Origin of the sequence: Pseudomonas sp. HN2-3 (genome assembly GCF_020691745.1) — a bacterium.
Lineage (GTDB): Bacteria > Pseudomonadota > Gammaproteobacteria > Pseudomonadales > Pseudomonadaceae > Aquipseudomonas > Aquipseudomonas capeferrum.
Map to the genome: position 1 here is coordinate 2,528,420 of NZ_CP085704.1, position 23,590 is coordinate 2,552,009.

General features: G+C 64.8%; 22 protein-coding genes. 9 read left to right on the plus strand and 13 right to left on the minus strand.

All coding sequences use genetic code 11. The features are described from left to right. The first annotated feature begins 27 nt into the window (after nucleotides 1-27). From LJX93_RS11565 to LJX93_RS11575, 3 genes are read left to right on the plus strand one after another with little or no spacing between them, the layout of a single operon-like run. A complete protein-coding gene (locus tag LJX93_RS11565) occupies nucleotides 28-1,377 on the plus strand; it encodes an MFS transporter (RefSeq protein WP_050506041.1) in 1,350 nt (449 codons plus the stop codon). Then, nucleotides 1,374-2,114: an SDR family NAD(P)-dependent oxidoreductase gene (locus LJX93_RS11570; protein ID WP_033697414.1), complete on the plus strand. Its 741-nt coding sequence runs from the start codon at nucleotides 1,374-1,376 to the stop codon at nucleotides 2,112-2,114. The genes LJX93_RS11565 and LJX93_RS11570 overlap by 4 nt, the downstream gene beginning before the upstream one ends. Next, nucleotides 2,111-2,917, plus strand: a complete 807-nt coding sequence (locus tag LJX93_RS11575; protein WP_033697415.1) for a sugar phosphate isomerase/epimerase family protein — start codon at nucleotides 2,111-2,113, stop codon at nucleotides 2,915-2,917. The genes LJX93_RS11570 and LJX93_RS11575 overlap by 4 nt, the downstream gene beginning before the upstream one ends. Here LJX93_RS11575 and LJX93_RS11580 read toward each other — a convergent pair. The 3 genes from LJX93_RS11580 to LJX93_RS11590 all read right to left on the minus strand — a co-directional run bounded on the left by LJX93_RS11580 (nucleotide 2,908) and on the right by LJX93_RS11590 (nucleotide 4,937). Continuing rightward, entirely contained in the window at nucleotides 2,908-3,324 is a 417-nt protein-coding gene (locus LJX93_RS11580) for a RidA family protein (protein WP_033697417.1), read from the minus strand. The two genes, LJX93_RS11575 and LJX93_RS11580, sit on opposite strands and share 10 nt — an antisense overlap. Further along, nucleotides 3,324-4,643, minus strand: a complete 1,320-nt coding sequence (locus tag LJX93_RS11585) for a flavin-containing monooxygenase (RefSeq protein ID WP_033697419.1) — start codon at nucleotides 4,641-4,643, stop codon at nucleotides 3,324-3,326. Before LJX93_RS11585 ends, LJX93_RS11580 begins: the two co-directional genes overlap by 1 nt. Before the next feature lie 99 nt (nucleotides 4,644-4,742). Then, nucleotides 4,743-4,937: a hypothetical protein gene (locus tag LJX93_RS11590; protein ID WP_152604624.1), complete on the minus strand. Its 195-nt coding sequence runs from the start codon at nucleotides 4,935-4,937 to the stop codon at nucleotides 4,743-4,745. Between LJX93_RS11590 and LJX93_RS11595 the strand changes: the two genes are divergently transcribed. Then, nucleotides 4,936-5,610, plus strand: a complete 675-nt coding sequence (locus LJX93_RS11595) for a DUF1028 domain-containing protein (RefSeq protein WP_033697421.1) — start codon at nucleotides 4,936-4,938, stop codon at nucleotides 5,608-5,610. The genes LJX93_RS11590 and LJX93_RS11595 overlap by 2 nt on opposite strands. Continuing rightward, entirely contained in the window at nucleotides 5,603-6,763 is a 1,161-nt protein-coding gene (argE, locus tag LJX93_RS11600) for an acetylornithine deacetylase (RefSeq protein ID WP_033697422.1), read from the plus strand. Before LJX93_RS11595 ends, argE begins: the two co-directional genes overlap by 8 nt. 46 nt (nucleotides 6,764-6,809) lie before the next feature. Here argE and LJX93_RS11605 read toward each other — a convergent pair whose 3' ends face one another. From LJX93_RS11605 to LJX93_RS11615, 3 genes are all read right to left on the minus strand, one after another. Continuing rightward, entirely contained in the window at nucleotides 6,810-8,078 is a 1,269-nt protein-coding gene (locus LJX93_RS11605; protein WP_033697423.1) for a carbohydrate porin, read from the minus strand. A 109-nt stretch (nucleotides 8,079-8,187) separates the two neighbouring features. Next, the gene (locus LJX93_RS11610) at nucleotides 8,188-10,605 is read right to left on the minus strand and encodes a glucose/quinate/shikimate family membrane-bound PQQ-dependent dehydrogenase (RefSeq protein WP_033697424.1); all 2,418 of its coding nucleotides are present in this window, start codon (nucleotides 10,603-10,605) and stop codon (nucleotides 8,188-8,190) included. Nucleotides 10,606-10,861: 256 nt separating this feature from the next. After that, nucleotides 10,862-11,212 (minus strand): cupin domain-containing protein, encoded by a 351-nt coding sequence (locus LJX93_RS11615; protein WP_095065112.1) that lies wholly within the window; start codon nucleotides 11,210-11,212, stop codon nucleotides 10,862-10,864. 117 nt (nucleotides 11,213-11,329) lie between these two features. On the opposite strand from LJX93_RS11615, the gene LJX93_RS11620 reads away from it, so the two are divergent. Together LJX93_RS11620 and LJX93_RS11625 are read left to right on the plus strand one after the other, a co-directional pair. Then, a complete protein-coding gene (locus LJX93_RS11620; protein ID WP_227697212.1) occupies nucleotides 11,330-12,229 on the plus strand; it encodes a LysR family transcriptional regulator in 900 nt (299 codons plus the stop codon). A 113-nt stretch (nucleotides 12,230-12,342) separates the two neighbouring features. Beyond that, nucleotides 12,343-13,545, plus strand: a complete 1,203-nt coding sequence (locus tag LJX93_RS11625) for an MFS transporter (RefSeq protein ID WP_156311089.1) — start codon at nucleotides 12,343-12,345, stop codon at nucleotides 13,543-13,545. A gap of 443 nt (nucleotides 13,546-13,988) precedes the next feature. Here LJX93_RS11625 and LJX93_RS11635 read toward each other — a convergent pair whose 3' ends face one another. Continuing rightward, on the minus strand, nucleotides 13,989-14,600 hold the full coding sequence (locus LJX93_RS11635) for a LysE family translocator (protein ID WP_156311090.1): 612 nt from the start codon (nucleotides 14,598-14,600) through the stop codon (nucleotides 13,989-13,991). 101 nt (nucleotides 14,601-14,701) lie between these two features. Between LJX93_RS11635 and LJX93_RS11640 the strand changes: the two genes are divergently transcribed. Then, entirely contained in the window at nucleotides 14,702-15,682 is a 981-nt protein-coding gene (locus tag LJX93_RS11640; RefSeq protein WP_227697213.1) for a GlxA family transcriptional regulator, read from the plus strand. Nucleotides 15,683-15,705: 23 nt separating this feature from the next. Here LJX93_RS11640 and LJX93_RS11645 read toward each other — a convergent pair whose 3' ends face one another. Beyond that, nucleotides 15,706-16,557: a CAP domain-containing protein gene (locus LJX93_RS11645; RefSeq protein ID WP_033697431.1), complete on the minus strand. Its 852-nt coding sequence runs from the start codon at nucleotides 16,555-16,557 to the stop codon at nucleotides 15,706-15,708. A gap of 256 nt (nucleotides 16,558-16,813) precedes the next feature. On the opposite strand from LJX93_RS11645, the gene LJX93_RS11650 reads away from it, so the two are divergent. After that, a complete protein-coding gene (locus LJX93_RS11650; RefSeq protein ID WP_033697433.1) occupies nucleotides 16,814-18,979 on the plus strand; it encodes a TonB-dependent receptor in 2,166 nt (721 codons plus the stop codon). Nucleotides 18,980-18,988: 9 nt separating this feature from the next. Here LJX93_RS11650 and LJX93_RS11655 read toward each other — a convergent pair whose 3' ends face one another. From LJX93_RS11655 to LJX93_RS11675, 5 genes are all read right to left on the minus strand, one after another. Further along, the gene (locus tag LJX93_RS11655; protein ID WP_033697434.1) at nucleotides 18,989-19,600 is read right to left on the minus strand and encodes a cell wall hydrolase; all 612 of its coding nucleotides are present in this window, start codon (nucleotides 19,598-19,600) and stop codon (nucleotides 18,989-18,991) included. Between the two features lie 34 nt (nucleotides 19,601-19,634). Next, entirely contained in the window at nucleotides 19,635-20,552 is a 918-nt protein-coding gene (locus tag LJX93_RS11660; protein WP_033697436.1) for an AEC family transporter, read from the minus strand. Nucleotides 20,553-20,661: 109 nt separating this feature from the next. Then, nucleotides 20,662-21,525, minus strand: coding sequence for a LysR family transcriptional regulator (locus LJX93_RS11665; protein WP_033697437.1), 864 nt, complete (start codon nucleotides 21,523-21,525; stop codon nucleotides 20,662-20,664). Nucleotides 21,526-21,606: 81 nt separating this feature from the next. Next, nucleotides 21,607-22,455 carry an ABC transporter permease gene (locus LJX93_RS11670; RefSeq protein WP_033697438.1) on the minus strand — a complete coding sequence of 283 codons (849 nt, stop codon included), beginning with the start codon at nucleotides 22,453-22,455 and terminating at the stop codon, nucleotides 21,607-21,609. Then, entirely contained in the window at nucleotides 22,452-23,468 is a 1,017-nt protein-coding gene (locus LJX93_RS11675) for an ABC transporter substrate-binding protein (protein ID WP_047583765.1), read from the minus strand. Before LJX93_RS11675 ends, LJX93_RS11670 begins: the two co-directional genes overlap by 4 nt. Between the last annotated feature and the right edge of the window lie 122 nt (nucleotides 23,469-23,590).

Here is a 23,590-nt window from a genome sequence, read left to right on the forward strand (position 1 = left end):
CATTCCAATAACAAGAGAGCAACCGTCATGAACACTGAGCAGAACATCGGCTTGGGGGTGTTCGACACCCCTGCACGCCTGCAACAACGCACCCGCACGCGCTTCATGATCCTGGCGCTGATATCTGGCGGCACCATGATCAACTACCTCGACCGCAGCGTGATGGGCATTGCGGCGCCCAGTATCAGTGCCGACCTGGGCCTGAATGCGGCGATGATGGGGGTGATTTTTTCGGCGTTTTCCTGGACCTACGCGGCGGCGCAGATCCCGGGCGGGATCCTCATCGACCGGCTGGGTACCAAGTTTACCTACTGGCTGGCCTTGACGCTGTGGTCGCTGTTCACCGGCTTGCAGGGGTTGGCCCAGGGCTTTCTGTCGCTGTTGGGCATGCGTTTTCTGGTGGGGGTGACCGAAGCACCGTGCTTCCCCACCAACAGCCGCGTGGTAGCGACCTGGTTCCCGCAGAGTGAACGGGCCAGGGCGACCGGTATCTACACCTTCGCCGAGTACACCGGGCTGGCCTTTTTAACGCCGCTGCTGTTCTGGGTGCTGCATGCCTACGGCTGGCGTTTTCTGCTGATGGCGGTCGGGCTGATGGGCATCCTGTATGGCCTGGTCTGGTGGCGCAAATACCATGAACCGCACCAGTCCACCACGGCTAACCAGGCCGAACTCGACTACATCGCCGCCGGCGGCGGCGTGGTCGACGGTGGCCAGAAAGCCACGGTGTTCCGCTGGTCGCAGATCCCGGCGTTGCTCAAGCACCGCAACATGCTGGGTATCTGCCTGGGGCAGTTTGCCTGCAACTCGACCAACGTGTTCTTCCTGACCTGGTTTCCGACGTACCTGGTGACCGAGCGGCACATGCCGTGGCTGAAGGTCGGCTGGGTCGCAGTGCTGCCTTTCATCGCCGCGTCGCTGGGGACCCTGGTCGGCGGCTGGTTGTCCGACGCCTTGCTGCGCCGTGGCTACTCCCTGAACGTGGCGCGCAAGCTGCCGGTGATTGCCGGCCTGCTCACGGCCTCGGTGATTGTGTTGGCCAACTATGTCGAGTCCGACGCGCTGGTGATCGCCATTCTCTGCATCGCCTACTTTGCCCAGGGCATGTCGGCGCTGGCCTGGATGATCGTCTCCGATATCGCGCCCAAAGGCCTGCTGGGCTTGAGTGGCGGCCTGTTCAACCTGTTCGCCAACGCGGCGGGCATCGTCACCCCACTGACCATCGGCATCATCGTGTCAATGACCGGCTCGTTTGTCTGGGCCCTGGTCTTCGTGTCGTCGATCACCGTCCTGGGGGCGCTGTGTTACCTGTTCATGGTGAGCGACCTGCGTCGCCTGCCAGACGTTCCCTCTCTCGATAATGGAGCAAAGCAATGAGCCAATACCTGCAAGGGCAGACTGCAATCGTCACCGGCGGCATGCGTGGCATCGGCCTGGGCATTGCGCAGCGGTTGCACGCTGCCGGCGCCCAGGTGGTGATCTGGGACCTCGCGGTCGATGGCTGGGACGCGGCCGAGCAGGGTTTCGAGCCTGTGCTGCGTCAGTCGGTTGATGTGTCGTCTCTGGCCTCGGTAGAGGCGGCCTTCGCCCATGTGCTGGCGCAGGTCGGGCAGGTCGAGATCCTGGTCAACAACGCCGGTATCAATGGCCCGGTGGTGCCTGCGTGGGAATACCCGCCAGCGGCCTGGGACAAGGTCATCGCCATTGACCTGAACGGCGTGTTCTATTGCTGCCGCACCGCCATCCCGCACATGCGTGAGCGCGGCTACGGGCGCATCGTCAATGTCGCCTCGATGGCCGGCAAGGATGGCGTGCAATACATCTCGGCGTACTCGGCAGCCAAGGCGGGGGTGATCGCCTTCACCAAGGCCGCGGCCAAGGAGCTGGCGCAGGATGGCGTGTTGCTCAACTGCGTGGCGCCGGCCATGGTCGAAACACCGCTGATGGCCGAGATGACCCCGGAGCACATTGCCGCGAGCAAGGCCAAGATCCCCATGGGGCGGTTCCTGAAGGTAGAGGAAATCGCCAACATGGTGAGCTGGATCGCCGGGCCCGAGTGCAGTTTCACCACCGGCTTCGTGTTCGACCTCAGCGGCGGGAGGGCGACCTATTGAGTGGCCTCGGCGTCGCTCACCTGACGGCGCTGGACCTGGCGCCTGCGGTGCTGGTGCGCGAGGCGCGCCGTGCCGGCTTCAGTTCGGTGGGGCTGCGCTTGCATCCGGTGCTGCCGGGTGCACTGGCTTACCCGGAAGCGGCGGGTAGCCAGGCGCTGCGTGAGCTCAAGGCGGTGATGGCGGGCGAGGGCGTGCGGGTCGCTGACATCGAGTTCGTGTCATTGACACCCGAGGTGGTGGTCGCCGATTACGAGCCTTTGCTGGCGGCAGGTGCAGAGCTGGGGGCGGTGAGCTTGACGGTGTCGGGGGATGACGCCGATTTCACGCGGCTGACCGGGCACTTCGCGGCCTTGTGCGTGCTGGCGCGGGGTTATGGCCTGCGCGTGGACCTTGAGTTCATGCGCTGGCGGCCGGTGGCGACCGTGCAGCAGGCCTACAGCGTGGTGGCAGGGGCGGGGCAAGGCAACAGCGGTGTGCTGGTCGATGCCCTGCACTTGTTTCGCGCGGGGGGGCAGGTGGCGGACCTTGCCCACATCGACCCGCGTTACTTGCAGGCCGTGCAGTTATGCGATGCGCCCCTGCAGGCGCCACCCGAGAGCGGCATCATCCAGGAAGCGCGCCAGGGCAGGCAGTTGCCGGGCGACGGGCAACTGCCGTTGGTGCAGTTGCTCGCAGCCTTGCCCAAAGGCGTCAGCCTCAGCGTGGAAGTGCCGTCAGCCCAGTTGCACGGGGCACAGCGGCTAACGGCGGCTGCGCGGGTAACGCAGGCCTGGCTGAGTGCGCAGGCGGTGGCTCAAGCCTGATCCGGCACCACGGCGATCACATCGATCTCCATCAGCCACTCGGCCTGGGCAAGGCCTGCCACCACCAGCCCGGTGGAAATTGGGAACACGCCCTTGAGCCACTTGCCGACTTCCTTGTACACCGGCTCGCGGAAGCGCGGGTCGGTGATGTAGGTGGTGGTCTTGACGATGTGCGACAGGTCCGAGCCTGCCTCTTCAAGCAGCTGCTTGACGTTTTTCATCGCCTGTTCGGCTTGTGCCCGTGGGTCACCCAGGCCCACCAGTCGCCCTTCGAAGTCGGTGCCCACCTGGCCGCGTACGTAGACGGTGTTGCCGGCGCGCACTGCCTGGCACAGGTCGTTGTCCAGGGTCTGGTTGGGGTAGGTGACCTTGGTGTTGAACATGCGGATACGGGTATGGGTAGGCATCAGTGGGCTCCGAGGGTGCTGACGTTGCTGATCGTGGGTTGTTGCTGGTCATCCGCTGCGCGTTGATCGCTGTCGCGGTAGGCCAGGTAGGTCCGTTGCGTGGCGATGTGGCCGGCGACGTGCTTGGCGTCGTGCCACACGCCCCAGATGAACGACGAGCCGCGACGTGACAGCCAGGGCAGGCCGAGGAAGTACACGCCCGGTTCGCGGGCAACGCCACGCTGGTGTTGAGGCTTGCCGTTGGCGTCGAAGGTGTCGACCTGCAACCAGCTGAAGTCCACGCCATAGCCGGTGGCCCAGATGATGCTGCTGACGCCGGCCTTTATCAGGTCGAGTTCGAGCAGCGGGTTGCTGACGCACTCTGGGTCGGGCAGTCGCTCGCGAGCTGCGGGCTCTTCTGGCAGGTCCAGGCCGTTGCGTTCGATGTAGGCGTCGGCGGCATCGAGCAGGGCCAGGTAGTTCTCGTCGCCACGGCGAATGTTGTCCGCCAGGTTGTCCTGGAAGCGGGCAACGCCTTCGCTGAACGACTGAGTGAGGCCGACCAGGGTCATGCCTTGGTGGGCGAGGGCGCGGAAGTCCACCGTGTGGCCGCCGCGTGCGCCGCTGACGGCAATGGTCACGTGCTCACGGCCGGGCTTGGCGATTTCTGCGTCCCACTCGCCCAGCACGCCCAGCCACCAGCAGAAGTCGCGGTTGCGGTAGGCCCGCGGCGGGCGGTCATGGGCGCCGACCGAGAGGTACACCTGGCGCCCGGCGCGCATCAGTTCTTCGGCGATCTGCACGCCCGAAGAGCCTGCCCCAACCACCAGTACGGCGCCTGCGGGCAACTGCTCGGGGTTGAAATAGGCGGCGGAGTGGATCTGGTGCAGACGCGGGTCTTGCGGCGCAATGGCCGGAATCACCGGGCGCTGGAACGGGCCGGTGGCGGCGACCACGCGGTTGGCGCGGATCACGCCCTCGTTGGTTTCGATGGTGAAGCCGGGGCGGTCGCTGTTGCGCACCACCTTCTTCACTTCGATGCCGGTGCGTACCGGCAGGTTGTACTTGCGCACGTACTGTTCGAAGTAGTCGGCGACCTGCTCCTTGCCGGCGAAGGCATCGGCATCGAGGTTGAATTCGAGCCCCGGGAAGCGGTCATGCCAGACCGGGCCGTTGGCGACCAGCGAGTCCCAGCGGCCGGTGCGCCAGGCTTCGGCGATGCGGTTGCGCTCCAGTACCAGGTGCGGCACGCCGAGCTTGTTCAGGTGTTCACTCATGGCCACGCCGGCTTGGCCGGCGCCGACGACGAGGGTGTCGATTTCGATGTTGTTCAGAGTCATGTCCGAGCCCTTTTCTGGCGGTTTTTGTAAGGTCGGTTTGGAGGACCGCCGTTGCCTGGGGCCAGACTAGGGATGCAGCACAAATGGCGAAAATAGTATTTAGCTGGTGCTTGCCGATAAAACGGCGAAGGCCTTGATTCGCGTGGCTTGCAGCGGTGTTTTGGCGGTTTTTCGCAGCGCGGGCGAGGGGCTTAGTTTTTTCCTGCTCAAGCCCTCGGAAAAAGGTCGTTTCGCGTGCTGGATGCTTCCACCCAGAATGGCGTGCATTGGACAGAACAACAGGAGCCATGACATGACTTTCTCCATCATCGGTCGCTGCCAGGAAACCGGCCAGGTCGGTATCGCCATCAGTTCGTCGAGCATTGCGGTAGGGGCACGCTGCCCCTGGGTACGTGCAGGTGTGGGTGCGGTCGCGACCCAGAACATCACCTTGCCGGCCCTCGGGCCGCAGCTGCTCGATGCCTTGGAGCAGGGGCAGCTGCCGCCTGCTGCGCTGGACCGGGTGCTCAATGCCAACGGCTGGAGCGAATACCGCCAGGTCACGGTGATCGACAGCCATGGCCAAGTTGCGCTGTTCACCGGAAAGCAGGCCCTGGGTGTACATGATGCCGTGGCGGGCGAGCAGTGCGCTGCGGCCGGTAACTTGCTGTCTTCCCGGCAGGTGATCGAGGCCATGGTGCACGCCTTCGAACAGGCCGAGGGGCATCTGGCCGACCGCCTGCTGGCGGCCATGCACGCGGCCATGGCGGCGGGGGGCGAGGCCGGCCCTGTGCACTCTGCGGCATTGAAGATTGCCGGGGAGCTGACCTGGCCCTTGGTGGACCTGCGTGTCGACTGGGCCGATGAGGACCCGATCGGGCAACTGGATGGCCTGTGGCAGGCCTATCGCCCCCAGATGCAGGACTACGTGACCCGCGCCCTCGACCCCACGGCAGCGCCAAGCTACGGGGTACCGGGGAATGAGTGAGTTCGCCAGCCGCGCGCTGCTTGCCCGGCTGATCGGCTTTGCCACGGTCAGCCGCGATTCCAACCTGGCGCTGATTGGCTTCATCCGTGACTACTTGGCGGGTCTTGGCGTGGACTGCGAGTTGTTCCATAACGCCGAAGGCACCAAGGCCAACCTGTTTGCCACCATCGGCCCGCAGGACGTGGGCGGTGTGGTGCTGTCGGGGCACACCGACGTGGTACCGGTGGACGGCCAGGCCTGGACGGTCGAGCCGTTTGCCCTGAGCGAACGTGATGGACGCTTGTACGGGCGCGGCGCTGCGGACATGAAGGGCTTCATTGCCTCGGTGCTGGCGGCGGTCCCGGCGTTTCTCGCGCGGCCTTTGCGTATGCCGCTGCACCTGGCGTTCTCCTATGACGAAGAAGTCGGTTGCCTGGGGGTACGTTCGATGCTCGCGGCGCTTGAACAGCGGCCCCATAAACCGCGGCTGTGCCTGATTGGCGAGCCGACCGAGCTCAAGCCGGTGCTAGGCCACAAGGGCAAGCTGGCCATGCGTTGTCAGGTCCATGGCGCGGCCTGCCATTCGGCCTATGCGCCTTATGGGGTGAATGCCATCGAGTACGCGGCGCGCCTGATCGGCAAGCTGGGCGAGATTGGTGAGGGGCTGGCGCAGCCCGAGCAGCATGACGTGCGTTTCGATCCGCCGTTCTCCACGGTGCAGACCGGCGTGATCAAGGGGGGCAGGGCGCTGAACATCGTGCCCGAGGAGTGCGAGTTCGACTTCGAGGTGCGTGCCTTGCCGGGCTTCGACGCGCAAGGCGTGGCTGACCAGTTGCAGGGCTACGCCGAGGCCGAGTTGCTGCCGCGCATGCGCGCCGTCAACGAGGGCGCCGATATCCGCCTGCAAGCACTCAGTGCCTACCCGGGGCTGGCCACGCCGGCTGACAGCGAGGCGGCGCAGCTGGTGGCGTTGCTCAGTGGTTCGCAAGCGTTCGGCACGGTAGCGTTCGGTACCGAAGGCGGCCTGTTCGATCAGGCGGGAATCCCGACGGTGGTCTGCGGGCCTGGCAGTATGGAGCAGGGTCACAAGCCGGACGAGTTTGTCAGTGTCGAGCAGTTGCAGGGGTGTGATGCCATGTTGCTGCGGCTGGTGGATTACCTGCGGCAGGGCTGAAAAACGGGGGCCGCGTTGCGGCCCCAGGATGTCACTGCCAATTAGGTCAGAACGTCGCCTTGACCTGCAAACCGACGACCAACGCATTGTCGATGGCTTTGCCCGAAAACGCCCCAGGCTCGATGATGTACTGCACATCCGGCCGCAGGTTCAGCCAAGGGGTGGCCTGGTAGCCGTAGCTCAGTTCGATCAACTGTTCGGCGCTGTCGATGTCCGGGAACTGCTGGCCTGCGTCGAACGCGGCGTCTTCCAGCACATCGCGGCTGCGCGGGTTGGGCACGGCGCGGCCATAGCCCAGGGCCACGGTATCGCGCGGGCGGCCTTCGAACGGCTTGTACAGCACCACGCCAGCGCCATACCACTTGGTGAACGGCGAAGCGGCCTTGCTCGATGCCGAGTACTGGCCAAAGGCATGCAGGCTGCGGCCCGGCGAGCCCTGGTCGTTCCACACGGCCTGGTCGATCAACACGTAATGGCCGCCACGGCCGGACACGTCCTTGTCGCTGCCGATACGTTTCACGTCGGAGCTGTCGTAGTAGTAGCCCAGCTTGTACTCGCCTGGCAGCTCGCCTTGCAGTTTGTACACCAGCTCCACCGGCACCACGGTGCCTGTGGTGTGCTTGGGCCCCAGGTGCCAGGCACGGCTGGAGTTGCCGTTGCTTTCGGGGTCGACGTTGAACGCCGCCACCCGCAGCTGCCAGGACGGTGACAGGTCGTATTTGACCCGCACGCCAAGGTGCGCGTTGGGGTAGTTGGTCCAGCCGCTGCCGCCGGACATGTTCAGCGGGTGGCCGCAGAAACCGGCGTTCATGAAGTTGCACAGAATGCCGCTGTCCAGGCCGCCGAGGTCGTTGCCCATGGCCATGTAGCCGAGCTTGACGTTGAGGGCCGGGGTGAACAGGGTGCGCTCGTAGCTCAGTTCGGTCAGGCGGGTGTACAGGCCACCGAAGTTCTCCTGGATCGGCAGGCGGTTGCCCACCAGGTCTTCCGAGGCGCTGTTGCCGCGGCGGTCGTTGATGGTCAACTGAACCTTGCCGCCGTTCTCCAGGCCATACAGTTTCGACAGGTCGAACTGCACGCCAAGCTTGAGGTTCTGCGAGTAACGGGCCGAACGGTGCAGGCCGCCGTGGGCGTTGTAGGCGGTTTCACCGCTGTAGTCGCCGGTGAACTTGACGCCGTCTTCTTCGAGCTGATGGCGCAGGCCACCCCAGTCACCGGTCATCGTGCTGCGGTTCATGAGGTCGCCGTCGGCGAGGGCACTGCTGCTGGCCAAGGCAAGCAGCAGGGAAGACGTGATGCGAATTGCGGATGGCATTGCGGGGTCTCGATTGATCTTTCAGGGCCTCATCGCTGGCAAGCCGGCCCCCACAGGTTCCGTGTAGGGCCTGTGGAAGCCGGCTTGCCAGCGAGGGGGGTGACGCGGTTTATGGCAGTGCGTAAGAAATCACGTAGTCGCCACGGTCAGTCGACTGACGCGCGCCACCGGCGGTGATCACCACATACTGCTTGCCGGTTTTCGGCGAAACGTAGGTCATTGGGCCACCCTGGCTGCCTACCGGCAGGCGGGCCTTCCACACTTCATTACCGTTGCTGCTGTCGTAGGCGCGCAGGTAGAAGTCCTGGGTGCCGGCGATGAACACCAGGCCGCCTTGGGTCGACAGCGTGCCGCCCAGGGTGGGCAGGCCGATCTTGATCGGCAGGTGCATGCGGATACCCAGCGGGCCGGTGTCCTCGACGGTGCCGACCGGTACCTGCCAGGCGATCTGGCGGGTTTTCATGTCGACGGCGGTGAGGGTGCCGAACGGCGGTGCCTGGCAGGGGATGCCGGCAACCGACAGGAAGCGGTTCTTGTTCACCGCATAAGGCGTGCCCTTGAGGGGTACGGCGCCCATGCCGGTGTTCAGTGCTTCGCCACCCGAAGCGGCATCGCCTTTGTTCTGCGACGGGATCATCTGGATCCACAGGCCTAGGCGCATGTCGTTAACGAAGATGAAACCATGCACCGGGTCGGTGGAAATGCTGCCCCAGTTCATGCCACCCAGCGAGCCCGGGAAGCTCAGCGACAGGTCGGTGCCTGGCGCGGTGTACAGTCCGTCGTAGCGCATTTTCTTGAAGTCGATGCGGCACAGCAACTGGTCATACGGGGTAGCGCCCCACATGTCCGATTCGGTCAGGGTCTGCGCGCCGATCTGAGGCATGCCTACCGATTTCGGCTGGGTCGGGGAGTACGGCTCATTGGGGATGTTGCTCGGTTTGACCGGTACTTCGTCGACCTGGGTCAGCGGTTTGCCGGTGGCACGGTCAAGCACGTAGATCTGCCCGGCCTTGGTACCGATCACCACCGCAGGCACGGTCTTGCCGTCGTCCTTGGTGAAGTCGATCAGGCTTGGCTGCATCGGCAGGTCGAAGTCCCAGAGGTCGTTGTGTACGGTCTGGTAGACCCATTTCTGATTGCCGGTGGTGGCATCCAGCGCCAGTACCGACGCACCGTAGGTGTGATCCAGCGTGTTGCGTTCAACGCCATAGATGTCGGTGGACGACGAACCCATCGGCAGGAACACGGTGTTCATGGCCGGGTCGTAGGACATCGGTGCCCAGCTGTTCGGGGTGCTGCGCACGTAGCTGCTGCCGTCGGCCGGGGCGTTGCGGTCTTCCGGGTTGCCTGGGTCGAACGCCCAGCGCATGGCCCCGGTGATGACGTCGAAGCCACGGATCACGCCGCCTGGCATGTCGGTCTGGACGTTATCGGCAACGCGACCGCCAACCACCACGGTGGTACCGGCCATCAGCGGTGCGGACGACAGTTGGTAGAAGGAGTCCGGCACGTCACCCAGGCCGGCCATGAGGTTGACCTGGCCGTTGTTGCCGAAGCCCTGGCAGAACTCACCGGTGTCGGCGTCGACTGCGATCAGGCGGCCGTCGATGGTGTTGGTGAGCAAGCGGCGCTGGCAGTTGGCACCGGCCGCCACAGTGGCCGCGGCAATCGGCGAGCTGTTCGGCTGGGTCGGTTGGGCCAGCGGCGCGGTGGCGTCGAAGTAGGCCATGCCGCGGCAACGCTGCCAGACCTTGGACTGGGCGTTGATTGCGTTCTTCCACAGCTCTTTGCCGGTGTCGGCGTCGAGTGCGATCAGGTTGTTGTGCGGGGTGCAGATGAACACCTTGTTGCCAACCTGCAGCGGGGTCAGTTGGTCCTCGGCGCCGTTGCCGTCGCTGATGGCGACGTCACCGGTGTGGTAGGTCCAGGCCACCTTCAGCTTGTTGACGTTGTCACGGTTGATCTGGTCGAGCGCAGCGAAGCGGCTGCCACCTTCGGTGTTGCCGTAGTGGGCCCAGTCCTTCTGCTCCTTGCCCGCTTCGACCGGGGTCATGCCAGGGCCTTTGCCGGTAGGGGCGACGCTTGGGTGGGCGACGAACATGTTGCCTGCAGCAACCACCAGCGCCACCGCCAGCACACCGGCGATGCCGTAGGCGCCACGCCCGGTGGTGCCGCCGTTGGCGCGGACCAGCTGCGGGTAGACCAGCGCCACCACCATACCGATCGCGGCGAACATGAACACGCGGGAGAACAGCGGCCAGAACACCAGGCCCGCGTCGATCAGTGCCCAGATCGCGGTGCCGATCAGGAACACGGCATACAGCCAGGCCCCAGCGACCTTGCGACGGGCGATGAGGATACCGGCGATGGCCATGGCCAGCCCGCCGACCAGGAAATACCAGGAGCCGCCGAGGCCGGCCAGTTTGATGCCGCCAGCGGCCAGGAGCAGGCCGAGCAGGGCTACGATAACGCCCAGGCCGACCAGAATGAGGGTTGTGGCGCCAGAGGCGCGCGGTGTTTCTTTCATGCCAGGGATCTCAGCAGGTGGAATGTGCGCAGTTTAAGCCCTTAGCAAGCTAATTAACAAGTTAGTACAAAGTTTTGTGAGGCTGATTGTCGCAGGGCTGAACTTGCCAAGGTGTCGGCAAAAGTTTAGATCAGGCGCTGAAAATTGCAGTAAACAAGGCGTTCATGCGGGCTATGCAATCGGTACTCATACTTTGGTCGAGTCGCTACCCGCGAAAGCCTGCAGCACCTGCAGGCCCCGATTGCACCGCACAGCCTCAGTCGGGCCACGGGTTGGTGCTGCTGTAGAACACCGCGAGCCAGACAGTCGGGGTACCGGGTGCGGTCCATTCCACGCGGTGGCGGTAATGCGCCGGGATGTCCAAACAATCGCCAGGCTCCAGCAGCCGGGTATGCTTTTCATGCTCGAAGCGCAGGCCGGCTGCGCCGCTCAGCAGCACGATCCATTCACCTTCGGCCTGGTCGTACCAGTACCCCGGCGGGCTGCATTGGCCGCTCGAGACAATGCGCTCTATCCGCACGCCGGGGCGGCTGAGCAGCTCGTCGACCCGCTCGGCAGAGGTCGGTTCGCAGGGCGGGAGGGGGCTGAGCACGTTGAGGGGCACCATGTGTCATCTCGTTCAAAGGGAGGTGCTTCCACTATGGACGTGATTGCCGGGCCGCGCGCTTCTTGACCCGCCCACTAGATTGTAGGACCGTTCCGAGTTTTTAACGATGGACGAAAAATGGACAAACTCCTGGCCATGAAGATGTTCGCGGCGACCGTCGATGCTCAGGGGTTTTCTGCAGCAGCGCGCAAGCTCGGGCTGGCGACATCGTCGGTGACACGCCTGGTCGATGCCTTGGAGGCGGAGCTTGGGGCGACCTTGTTGAATCGCTCGACCCGCCAGGTCAGCCTGACCGAGGCGGGCGCCCGCTACTACGCGAGTGCCCGGGGCATCTTCGAAGCGTTGGACGAAGCCGATGCCAGTGTCGCCGACCGGGGCGAGGAGCCGGTCGGCGTACTGCGCCTGTGCCTGCCAGTGGAATTCGGGCGCCGGGTGATCGCGCCGCACCTGGGGGCGTTTCTGGCCAGGCACCCGGCCCTGGAGCTGGACATCGACCTGAGCGATCGCCTGGATGACTTGCTCGATGGCCGTTACGACTTGTCGATCCGCCTGGGCGACCCTGCGCCGAATGATGAGCTGGTGTGCCGCCCTCTGGGTCGGTTCGAGCGTTGGCTGGTGGCCTGCCCCGCCTACCTGCGCGGTCGCGAAACGCTGGCCCACCCGCAACAGTTGATGGAGCACGCCTGCCTGCGTTTTCGCTATGGGCAAAAAGCTCGCCCCTGGCGCCTGTCCCGCGGGCAGCAGGTGCTGGAGCTGGACGTGAGCGGGCCGCTGCGCAGCGCCAATGCCGACCTGTTGCGTGAAGCCGCGCTGGCGGGTAGCGGGATTGCCCTGCTGGCCGACTGGCTGGTGCGTGAGGATGTGGCTGGCGGCGCGCTGCAGCGCGTGTTCGCTGATTGGCAGGTCAGCCCCGGCACCGCCAATGACAGCATCAATGCGTTGTACTTGCCCAACCACCGCGGCTCGCGTCGGGTGCAGGCGTTCATCGGCTTCTGTGAAGGCTTGCTGGCCCCCTGAAACACCAGCGTTGCGCAGGGTGCAAAGCCCTGTTGCGTGCTGGCCGGATTCTCGCCTGCGGCACGCCTGGGTAAGGTGTGTGGCATATTCCGTCCCTTGTCGAGGCACATCGCATGAACCCCTCCCTAGCTGCAGAGCAGCCCTCGGCCATCGGCCTGAGCCGGGCCCTGGTGACACTGCTGGCGTTTTGTTGCGGCGCCATCGTCGCGAATATCTACTATGCCCAGCCCATCGTCGGGCTGATCGCGCCAGACCTGGGGCTTTCCAACGAGCACGCTAGCCTGATCGTTTCCCTGACCCAGCTGGGTTACGCGCTGGGCCTGCTGTTGCTGGTACCGCTGGCCGACCTGCTGGAAAACCGCCGGCTGATGATCGCCACTGCGGTGCTGGCCTGCATCAGCCTGCTACTGGCAGGCACCAGCGGCAGTGGCCAGGGCCAGCTGTTTCTGGGCTATGCGCTGTTGATCGGGTTCAGTTCGGTGGCGGTGCAGATGCTGATACCGCTGGCGGCGCACCTGGCACCCGAGCAGCAGCGTGGGCGTGTGGTCGGCAACATCATGGGCGGGCTGCTGTTGGGCATTCTGCTGGCGCGGCCGTTGTCGAGCCTGGTGGCCGACCATTTCGGCTGGCGAACCGTGTTCATCGGCGCGGCAGGGGTGATGCTGGCGATCATCGTGCTGCTGGCCCTGACCCTGCCGCGGCGAGTGCCCGAGCACAAGGCCAGCTATGCCGCGCTGATGATGTCGCTGATCGCGCTGCTGCGCCGTTATCCGGTGCTGCGTCAGCGTTCGCTGTATCAGGCATTGATGTTCGCGGCCTTCAGCCTGTACTGGACCGCGGTGCCACTGGCGTTGGCAGGGCAGTACGGCCTGTCGCAGAGCCAGATCGCGCTGTTTGCTCTGGTCGGTGCGGTGGGCGCTGTGGCCGCGCCCTTGGCCGGGCGCCTGGCCGATGCCGGGCATGCCCGTGCCGGTTCGCTGGCGGCCTTGCTGCTGGCGCCGGTGGCGCTGCTGATCGGGCTGACTTCGCCTGGCTTCAGCGTGATCGGCCTGGCGCTGACAGGCGTGCTGTTGGACTTCGCGGTGCAGATGAACATGGTCATAGGCCAGCGTGAAGTGTATGCCCTGGACCCGGCAAGCCGTGGGCGGCTGAACGCGGTGTACATGACCAGCATCTTTCTGGGCGGGGCGTTGGGCTCGGCGGTGGCCAGTGCGCTGTTTGCCCAGTTCGGCTGGCACGGGGTAGCGCTGGTGGGCGCCGGGTTGCCTGGGGTGGCGCTGATCGTGTTCCTCATCCAGGCCCGGCGGGGTTTGTAGGAGCGGCCTTGCGTCGCGAAAGGGCTGCGCAGCGGCCCCGACAATCTATGCGGCGAAGCTGAAATCTGGGGCCGCTACGCGCCCCTTTCGCGACGCAAGGCCGCTCCTACATTCGCCTGGATTCAGCGTGATCGGCCTGGCGCTGACAGGCGTGCTGTTGGACTTCGCGGTGCAGATGAACATTTCTGGGCGGGGCGTTGGGCTCGGCGGTGGCCAGTGCGCTGTTTGCCCAGTTCGGCTGGCACGGGGTAGCGCTGGTGGGCGCCGGGTTGCCTGGGGTGGCGTTGATCGTGTTCCTCATCCAGGCCCGGCGGGGTTTGTAGGAGTGGCCTTGCGTCGCGAAAGGGCTGCGCAGCGGCCCCGACAATCTATGCGGCGAAGCTGAAATCTGGGGCCGCTGCGCAGCCCTTTCGCGACGCAAGGCCGCTCCTACAAACGGCCACTCAGCGGCTCAGGGGCAACGCCACGCCAATCACGGCGAACAAAGTCCCGCAGCAGCGATTGAACCCTTTTCCGCCTTTGGCCAGCCAGGGCCGAATGCGAAACGCCAGCCGTGCCAGCAGGTACTCGACCACAAACTCCACGCTGGCAAAGGTCGCCGCCATCACCACGAACTGCAGCAACAGCCCCCGTTGGGGGTCGAGGAACTGCGGCAGGAACGCGCCATAGAACAACAGCACCTTGGGGTTGGCCATGGCCGACAGCAGCCCCTGACGGAACAGGCTCGCATTGCTCAAGCGCGGGGTTCGCTGGGTCACCTCCAGGTGCAGCGCCGGGCTGCGCCACAGCTGCACACCCAGCCAGACCAAGTAGGCGCCACCCACCCACTTGAGGATGCCAAGCACCGATGCAGAGGTTTGCAGCAACGCACTGAGGCCGAACATCGCCAGGGCGATCAGGGCGCTGAAGCCGCATACCCCGCCAACGATGGTGAACAGGGTGCGGCGCGCGCCATACAGTGCACCGTGGGTCAAGGCCAGCAAACTGTTAGGGCCTGGGGTCAGCGACAGGCCAATGCTGGCCAGCAGGTAGATAAGCCAAGTGTCGAGTGCCATGGGTAATGCCTTGTAGGTTCACAGGGCGCCAGTCTAGGCTACGACGACGTTTTTAGAGGGTATTATCTGGACATTATATGGTTCAATCCGGACGCCCTGCGATGCCCCCTGATATCCGCCTGCTGATCGTGCCGCTGCCAGAATTCGCCTTGCTGCCGTTCGGGGCGTTTCTCGACAAGCTCCGCTTCAGCGCCGATGACGAAGACTACAGCCGTCAGCGCTACTGCAGCTGGACCCTGGCAGGACTGACCCGCGAGCCGGTGCCCGCCAGCAGTGGCGTGGTGGTGCAGGTAGAGGCCATCGCCGAACAGCTCGACCTGCAGCAGTACGATTACCTGGTGCTGTTTGGCGGCCGCAACGCCATGGCCACCGCCGAGCTGGCACCGTCTTACAAGGGCTTGCTGAAACGGGCCGCCAAGGCTGGCGTCAAGCTGGTGGGTGTCGATAACGCGGCGTTTCTACTGGCCGCGTGCGGCCTGCTGGAGGGGCACGACGTGGTGGTCCACTGGCGGCATGAGGCCGAGTTCCGTACCGCGTTCCCTCATCTGAAGGTCCTGCGCGATCAGCTTTATTGCATTCAAGGCGGGCGCGTCACCTGTGCTGGGGGGACGGCGGCCGTCGACCTGGCCGTGGAGCTGTTGTCACGCGCCTGTGGGCGAGCCCGAGCGCTGAAGGGCCTGGCCGACATGGTGGTAGACGAAACGCGCGATAGCCGCCACGCCTTGCGCTCGCTGGAGCTGGAGCTGGGGGCGGGGCAGGGGCGGCAGGTTCAGCGCGCATTGGCGTTGATGCGCCATCACCTGGGTTCACCGTTGTCGGTCGAGCACCTGGCGGCAGAGCTGTGCATCAGCCGTCGGCAGCTCGATCGACAGTTCCTGGCCAGCCAGGGCATGAGCGCCAAGGCCTGGTGGCTGGAAATGCGCTTGCAGCAGGCGCGCTGGCGGTTGCTCAATTCCAGCCACAGCCTGGCGCAGATTGCCGATGAAGTCGGGTTGGGCGATGCCAGCCACCTGGGCAAGTGCGTGCGGCGGCGGTTTGGCTGTACGGCGTTGCAACTGCGCAGCGGGGCGGCTGCTGGCTGAGGCCGCCCAGGCTGTTCAGGTGCTTATTGCGGGGTACCGAACAAGGCCGTCCAGTAGATCCCGGCATCACTCTTCGGGTCCACCGCATAGGCGGCCCCCAACTCGCGCAAATCAGGGTTCATCAACGTAGCGCAATGCCCAGGGCTGGCCAGCCAGCCGTCGACCACCTTGTGCGCGCTGTCGCGGCCGGCAGCGATGTTCTCGCCGACCTGCTGATACAGGTAACCGGCCAGCTCCGCCCGATCGCCGGGGGTACGGCCGTCCTTGTCGATGTGGTCGAAGAAGTTCTGGTTGGCCATGGCCCGGGTGTGGTCGGCGGCCACGCCGGCCAAGGTGGTATTCCAGGTCAGCGCCGGTGCGCCAGCAAAGGGCTGGCCGCCGCACTGGCGCGGCAACTTGCGCGCAGCGTTGATTTCCTGCAGCACCTTCTGCCCCTCGGCTTGCCAGTCACCGAGGCGCCCGCTGAGCAACGGGCGGGCGAGGACGATGCGCCAGTCGCGGCCTTCCTGGCTGACGCCGATATCGACGAACTGCGGGTCGAGCACCACTTGGCAGAAACTTTCTTCGATGGCATGCATGGCTGCTTGTGCATCACGCGGGCCCGAGAGGCTGATCGCCTGCACGTTGACCATCGGGTAGGCAGCGCGGGTCATGGCCTGCTGCAAGTCGCGGGTGCCCTCGGGGGACAATGCCAGGCGGGTGTCGCTGTTGAGGGGGGGAAGCTCCAGCGACGCTTCGCCACCGCAAGGCTGGGCCTTGCTGCGGTAGGCATTGATCGAATCGATCAGTTGCCCCTCTTCGCCAGTCACGGCGAAGGCCCCGGTCGAGATGACCAGGCCCAGCGACAAGGCGGCAACAGATGACAGGACGCGCATGTGAATCTCCCTATGACTGGCAGCGTCGTGGTAAGCGCTGCTCATCCTACACAAGCCCAGGGTTTTTGGCCCGGTATCGTGTAAAGCAATGAAAACGCCGGCAATCGTTGCAGGCGGCAAAAGAGGGAGTAGACCACTGGTCGCCCCAAAAGTGCGATCACTTGGTAATCATTCGTAATTTCGGCTAGAAACAAGACTCAATCGCTCTTAGCTTCACTGTGCCAGGAAGGCCCCATCCCCTATCGAGGCGCCTTGCATGGCACGATCCCGTCAGTATCAATCGACCTTTCTCGCTGTCTGCTGTTCCGTCGCCGTTACCGCACAGGCGGCTGACGGCGTTATCCAGCTGGACGCCACCGCCATCAATGCCGAGTCCGCCAAGCTCAAGGGCGAGCCCCCGGAGCCCTTTGCCGGGGGGCAGGTTGCGCGGGGCGGGCAGATGGGCGTGTTGGGCAACCAGGATATGATGGATGTGCCGTTCACCATGACCAGCTACACCTCGCAGTTGATCGAAGACCAGCAAGCCGAGGACATCGGCGATGTACTGCTCAATGACCCGTCGGTGCGCCAGTCGTTCGGTTTCGGCAACCAGTCGCAGGTCTTCGTCATCCGGGGTTTGCCGCTCAACGGGGATGATGTGGCATTCAATGGCCTGTATGGCGTGCTGCCCAGGCAGATGATCAGTACCGATGCCGTGGAGCGGGTCGAGCTGCTGAAGGGGCCGAACGCCTTTCTCAACGGCGCCAGCCCCACGGGTACTGGCCTGGGCGGTAACGTCAACCTGCAGCCCAAGCGTGCCGGCGATACGCCGACCCGCCGCTACACCCAGGACATCAGCAGCGATGGCCGCCTGGGTGAGCACCTGGACCTCGGCCAGCGCTTTGGTGAGGACAATCGCTTTGGCGTGCGCCTGAACCTGTCGCAACGTGAAGGCGAAACCGCAGTCGACGACCAGGACCAACGCAGCAAGCTGTTCATCGTCGGCCTCGACTACCGTGGCGACAAGCTGCGCCTGTCTACCGACATCGGCTATCAGAAACAGCGGGTCAACCATATGCGCAACTCGGTGCGCCTGGGGGCTGGCCTGAGCGATATCCCCCGGGCGCCGGATGCCGACCATAATTATGGCCAGGACTGGGCCTGGACCGAGACCGAAGACACCTTCGGCATGGTCCGCGGCGATTACGACTTCAACGACAACTGGAGCGGTTACCTGGCGGGTGGCGTCAAGCACACCCACGAAAACGGTTTTTATGGCACGCCGGTCCTCACTGACGCCGCCAGCGGTGCTGCCACCATCGGCGGTTCGGAAATCCCCCATAACGAAGACAACACCACCTTCATGGGCGGCATCAACGGCCGCTTGCAGACCGGCCCGGTCAGCCACCAGGTGAACCTCGGCGCTGCCAGCATCTGGACCCAGCAAGAAAACGCGTTCGTCTTCTACAATTCGCAGGCCACCAACCTCTACAACACCGACCCGTTGCCCAAGCCCACCACCCCCACCTTCACCGGTGGCAAGCTGGACGACCCCGGGGTCACCGGCAAGACGCGCAACCGCAGCCTTGCCGTGTCCGACACGCTGGGCCTGTTCGACGATACCTTGCTGGTCACCGTCGGCGTGCGGCGCCAGCAGTTGCGCGTCGAAGGCTATGCCTATGACGGCGAGGGGCCGGACCTTGGCCGCAACGCCTTCTACGATGAGTCGGTCACCACGCCTGTCTACGGCATCGTCTACAAGGTAAACCCGTCGATCTCGCTGTACGCCAATCGCATCGAAGGGCTCGCGCAAGGGGCGACTGCATCGGGCCAGGTGATCAATGCCGGGGAGGTGTTCCCGCCGGCCAAGACCAAGCAGGTCGAGGCCGGGGTCAAGCTCGACTACCAGACCTTCGGTGCCAACCTGGCGCTGTTCCGTATCGAGCGGCCCACCGACGGTTTTGTTCAGGGCGATGTATTCGTCCAGGATGGCGAGCAGGTCAACAAGGGCGTCGAACTGAGTGTGTTCGGCGAGCCGGTGCAGGGGCTGCGCTTGATGGCCGGCGGAACGCGCATGGACACCGAGCTGAAAAACACCCAGGGCGGGGCCGATGACGGCAACCATGCGGTCGGGGTGCCGACCTTCCAGTTGAACGCCAGCGTCGATTGGGACGTGCCTGGCTTGCAGGGCGTGGCGCTCAACGCCCGTATGCTACGTACCGGGGGGCAGTACGCCAACCCGGCCAACACCCTCAGCCTGCCGACCTGGAACCGCTTCGATGTGGGCGCACGCTACCGCTTCAAGGTGCAGCAAAAGGAGGTCACCCTGCGCATGAACGTGGAAAACCTCACCGATAAGCACTATTGGGCTTCCGCCAACGGCGGCTACCTGACCCAGGGCGACCCGCGCCTGGTCAAGTTCTCTGGCTCGATTGACTTCTGACAGCGCCGCTCAACGGGCGAGCGCCTGATGAGGCTTGTAGAACAGAAAGTGCGTGGTCTCGGCCGTCCTGCGGTAGGCCTTGGCCCACTGCGGGTGCACATTGCGGTCGTGAAAGTACAGCGCCCCGCCGGTGGGGTCCTTGAGCTGCTGGTTCAGCGCCTTGCGCGCGATCTCTTTGGCGATGTCGTAGCGTTGCGCCTCTTCAACCTGATCGGAGCGCCCGTCGCACCACCAGGAAAACTGGCAGGCCTTGGTCTCCACGCCCTGCTTGACGACACCGCAGATGGTGTCTGGGAAGCCATCGTGGCCCAGGCGGTTGAGCACCACGCTGGCCACTGCGGTCATGTCCTTGGCATCGGCACCCTTGGCTTCCCAGTAGATGGTACGGGCCAGACAGGTGATGCTGTCGTCCAGCGGCGACTTGCCGGCCGGGTCCACGGCCTTCACCTCGCCCGGGGTGATGGTCTCGGCCTTTTTCGGTGGTGGGGCATCCTCCACCACCTTTTCCTCAAGCACTTCGGCCTTGTCTTCGGCGACGGCGGCCTTGGCCGTGTCAACTGCGTGCACTGGGCCTGCAAGCAGGGCGCTAGTCAAACCGATCAGCATCCACGAAAGGCGCATGGCCGAGCTTCCGAACTGTGGGTTGAATCACAGTCTAGCCAAGCGTAAGCATTAGCACCAAAGGAAGGGTTGCGGCAGCGGCCACGGTCTGCAGGGCGATGATGGTGGCCATCAGCGGGGCGTTGCCGCCCATCTGCCTGGCCATCACATAGGAAGAGGATGCGGTAGGCAGCGCCTGGAACAGCACGGCCACCACTGCCGCCTGGCCACTCAGGCCAAGGATGCGGCACAGGCCCCAGGTGGTCAGTGGCATCACCAGAAACTTGAATGCCGAGGCTGCCATCAACGGGCGCACCTGTTGGCCGACGCGGGCGCCCCCCAGGGCCGCGCCCACGCACAGCAGGCCCAGGGGCAGGGCGGCCTGGCCGAGGGCCTTGACGGTAGGCTCAAGCCCTGCGGGCAAGCCAAGCCCGGTGACCCGCAGCAGCAGGCCGCCGGTACAGCCAACGATCAGCGGGTTGGCGAAAATCGCACGCAACACCGTGGCCGGTGAGCTGTGGCGGGCGCTGAAACGGGCGAACACCAGGACGCACAGCAGGTTGACCAAGGGCACGATGGCGGCATTGGCCACCGCCGCCAGGGCGATGCCGGCACTGCCATAGATCCCAGCGGCCAGGGTAGCGCCGATGTAGTTGTTGAAGCGTACGCCACCTTGGAATACCGAGGTGAAATCGGCGCCGTCATGGTTGACCGCACCTTGGTAGAGCACCAACAGCAGGGCGCCGAGCAGGGTCGAGAGCATCAGCACACCGACCATGCCCAGCACCGGCACCCCGTCGAGGTTGGCAGTGGCCAGGCCGTGGAGGAACAGCGACGGCAGCAGCACGTAATAGCTCAGGCGTTCAGCACCGGGCCAGAAGGTGTCGGCAAGAAAACCGCGAACACGCAGAAAGGTGCCCAATGCGATCAGCAGGATGATCGGTAACAGCGTGGTCAGCAGCAGGTGGAGCATGGTCGGCCTTCCGTAGTCGGGTATCGCTAAAGCCTACGGGGACGCTTTGGTTTGGAAAAACGTTGTTTTCTTCAGTGACCGTTGAGAATAAATGCACGGTCTGCTTGGGTCAGGCCTCCAGTGCCGTCTTCAATACGGCGCTCAAGTGGCGCCGCTGACTTTTTTCATGTTCCAGCAGCACCACCCGCCGCGTCAGTTGCGGCTCGCCAAAGGGCAGGCAGGTGGCCGCTGGTAAGCGTTGCAGGTCTTCGTCGGCCATCGGGATGATCGCCACCCCCAGGCCCATCACCGCCATGCGTGCCAGGGCTTCTTGGCTGTCCAGCTCCATCTGTTCGCTCACTTGCAGGTGCTGGCGGCGCAGCTCCTGTTCGATCTGTCGCCCGGCCCAGGCGCGCTTGTCAAAGCGCAAAAACGGTTGGCTGGCCAACAGCGCTGGCAGGCTCTGGCCCGCCAGTTCAGGGCTGGCGATGGCCCAGAAGCGGTCAGCGAACAAGGGTGTGAAGACCAGGCACTGGGGGTAGGGGCTGATTGGCTCGGTGGTGATCGCCGCATCGAGTTCGCCGTCTTCGACGCGCCGCGCCAGTTCCGCCGACATGCCTGAAGCGACGCTGATATGCAGCTGCGGGTGATGGGTCTTGATCCACAGCAGCGCCTTGGGCAGGCGCCGGGCCAGCACGGTGTGGATCGCCCCTAGGCGCAAGCGGCCGCGCAAGCTCGGGCCACTGGCCAAGGCGTCGGCCAATTCGTCATAGGCGCCGAGGATGCCCTCGGCGCGCGCCACTGCCAGCTGGCCGGCTTCGGTCAGCACCACCTGGCGCCGGCTGCGATCGAACAGGCTGACCTGCAGCTCGTCTTCGAGGCTCTTGATGTGCAGGCTCACGGCTGAAGGGGTGAGGCTGAGCAGATCGGCCGCTCGGGCAAAGGTGCCGTGGCGAGCGATGGTCACCAAGGTGCGCAGGGCTTTGAGGGACACGCTGAAAGGCTCCAAGGCTGAGCGGACGGTAGCGCATTGTCAGCGCCGGCCCGGCCGCCGGCAAGCCGGTAGATGCCGAGATCAGCGTTTGACCTGCCCATACGCCTGGCTGATGCGGTCAATCACCATGGCCAGGGCCACGATCGCCAGCCCCGCTTCAACGCCCTGGCCGACGTTGAGGGTCTGAATGCCGGCCAGTACATCCTCACCCAGGCCGCGCGCGCCGATCATCGAAGCCACTACCACCATCGACAACGCCATCATGACTGACTGGTTGAGGCCGGCCATGATGCTCGGCAGGGCCAACGGCAGGGCAATGCGCTGCAGCCGCTGCCAGCGGCTGGCGCCCAAACCGTGTGCGGCTTGCAGCAACGACGGGTCGATCTGCCGTAAGCCCAGGTCGGTCAGCCGCACCAGTGGCGGCAAGGCGTAGATCAGGGTGGCGAACACCGCCGGTACCTTGCCCAGGCCAAACAGCATGAGCACCGGGATCAGGTAGACGAAGGCGGGGAGTGTCTGCATCACATCCAGCACCGGCATCAACAACCGCCGAGCCAGCGGGCGTGACGCCAGCAGGATGCCCAGCGGCACCCCGACCAGCACGCACAGGCCGGTGCTGACCAGCACCAGGGCCAAGGTCTGCAGCAGCTTGTCCCACAGCCCGAGCACGCCGATCAAGGCCAGCAGGGTAACCATCGCCACGCTGCGCAGTACGCTGCGGCTGGCATGCCAGGCGAGCAGCCCGACCAGCAGCAAGAGTGCCCACCAGGGCAGCAGGCGCAGCAGGTTCTCCAGGCTTACCAACAGTTGCAGCAGCTGGTCCGAGACGCTGCGCAGGTGATCGCCGTAGTTCAGCACCAGCCAGTCGACCAGCTGGTTGACGCGTTCGGCGAAGGAAAATTGCAGCGCTTCGGGAAAGCCGCCACTCATAGGCTGCCCTCGACCTTGGCGGCGACGTCTGCCGGCAACCAGGCTTTCCAGACGTCTGGGTTGTCACGCAGGAAGGTGAGGGCAGCCTTGTTCGGTGGTGTGCGTTTTTCGCTCATCTCGGCCAGGGCGCGGTTGAGCCGATCGATCGGCAGGTCGACCTTTTCGAACACGGCCACCAAATCCGGGTAACCCTCGTGGAACGCCTTGGACACGCCAATCGACAATTTGGCCGGCAGTGACTGGCTGCCTTGCGGGTTGGGGTTGCTGGCATCTGTCAGGGTGGCCCAGGCCTGGGCATTGAAGGGCGGTTCTTGCAGGCGTATCAGTTTGTAGCGCCCCATCAATGGGGTCGGGTTCCAGTAGTAGAACAACACCGGTTGACCGCGCCGGATCGCGGAGCCGATTTCGGCATCCAGCGCCGCACCGGAGCCACTGCGAAAGTTGCTATAGCTGTCGTTGAGCCCGTAGGCCTTGAGCTTCTGGCTGTTGACCGTTTCGGAGGTCCAGCCGCTGGGGCTGTTGAGGAAGCGCCCTTTGGCCGGCGACTCGGGGTCGCGGAACACCTGTGGGTAGCGCTTGAGGTCATCGACACTGCGCAGGTCCGGCGCCAGGGCCTTGAGGTTGCGCGAAGGGTCGCCTTCGATCACGTAAGCCGGCACCCACCAGCCTTCCTCGGCGTGCTTGACGGTATCGCCCAGAGCGAACACTTGCCCGGCCTGTTCGGCCTTGACCCAGGCGGGGCTGCGCCCGGCCCACTCCTCGGCGATCACCTGCAGGTCGTTGCGGGCCAACGCCACTTCCATGCTCACGGTGCTGCCGGGCAGGGTGTCGGTGGGGTAGCCATACCCACGCTCGACGATCAGCCGCAGTATTTCGGTGGTCAGGGCGCCGCTTTCCCAGCCAATGGCGCCAAAGTGAATGGGCGTGGTGCGCTCCGCTGAGGCGGCGCTGTCGGTGCTGGCCAGGCCGGCGGCGAGCAGCAGGCTGGCCAGCAACGTTGGAATTTTTTTCATCGGGGCCTCGTGGGTTGTCATTCCAGTTGCCGCGAAAGTGTAGTCGAAGGTACTTGTAGCCGAAGTTGCTGCGGCCCCTGCTGCACCAGCAGGAACCGCTTCTGTCTAGGCGCGTTGGATAC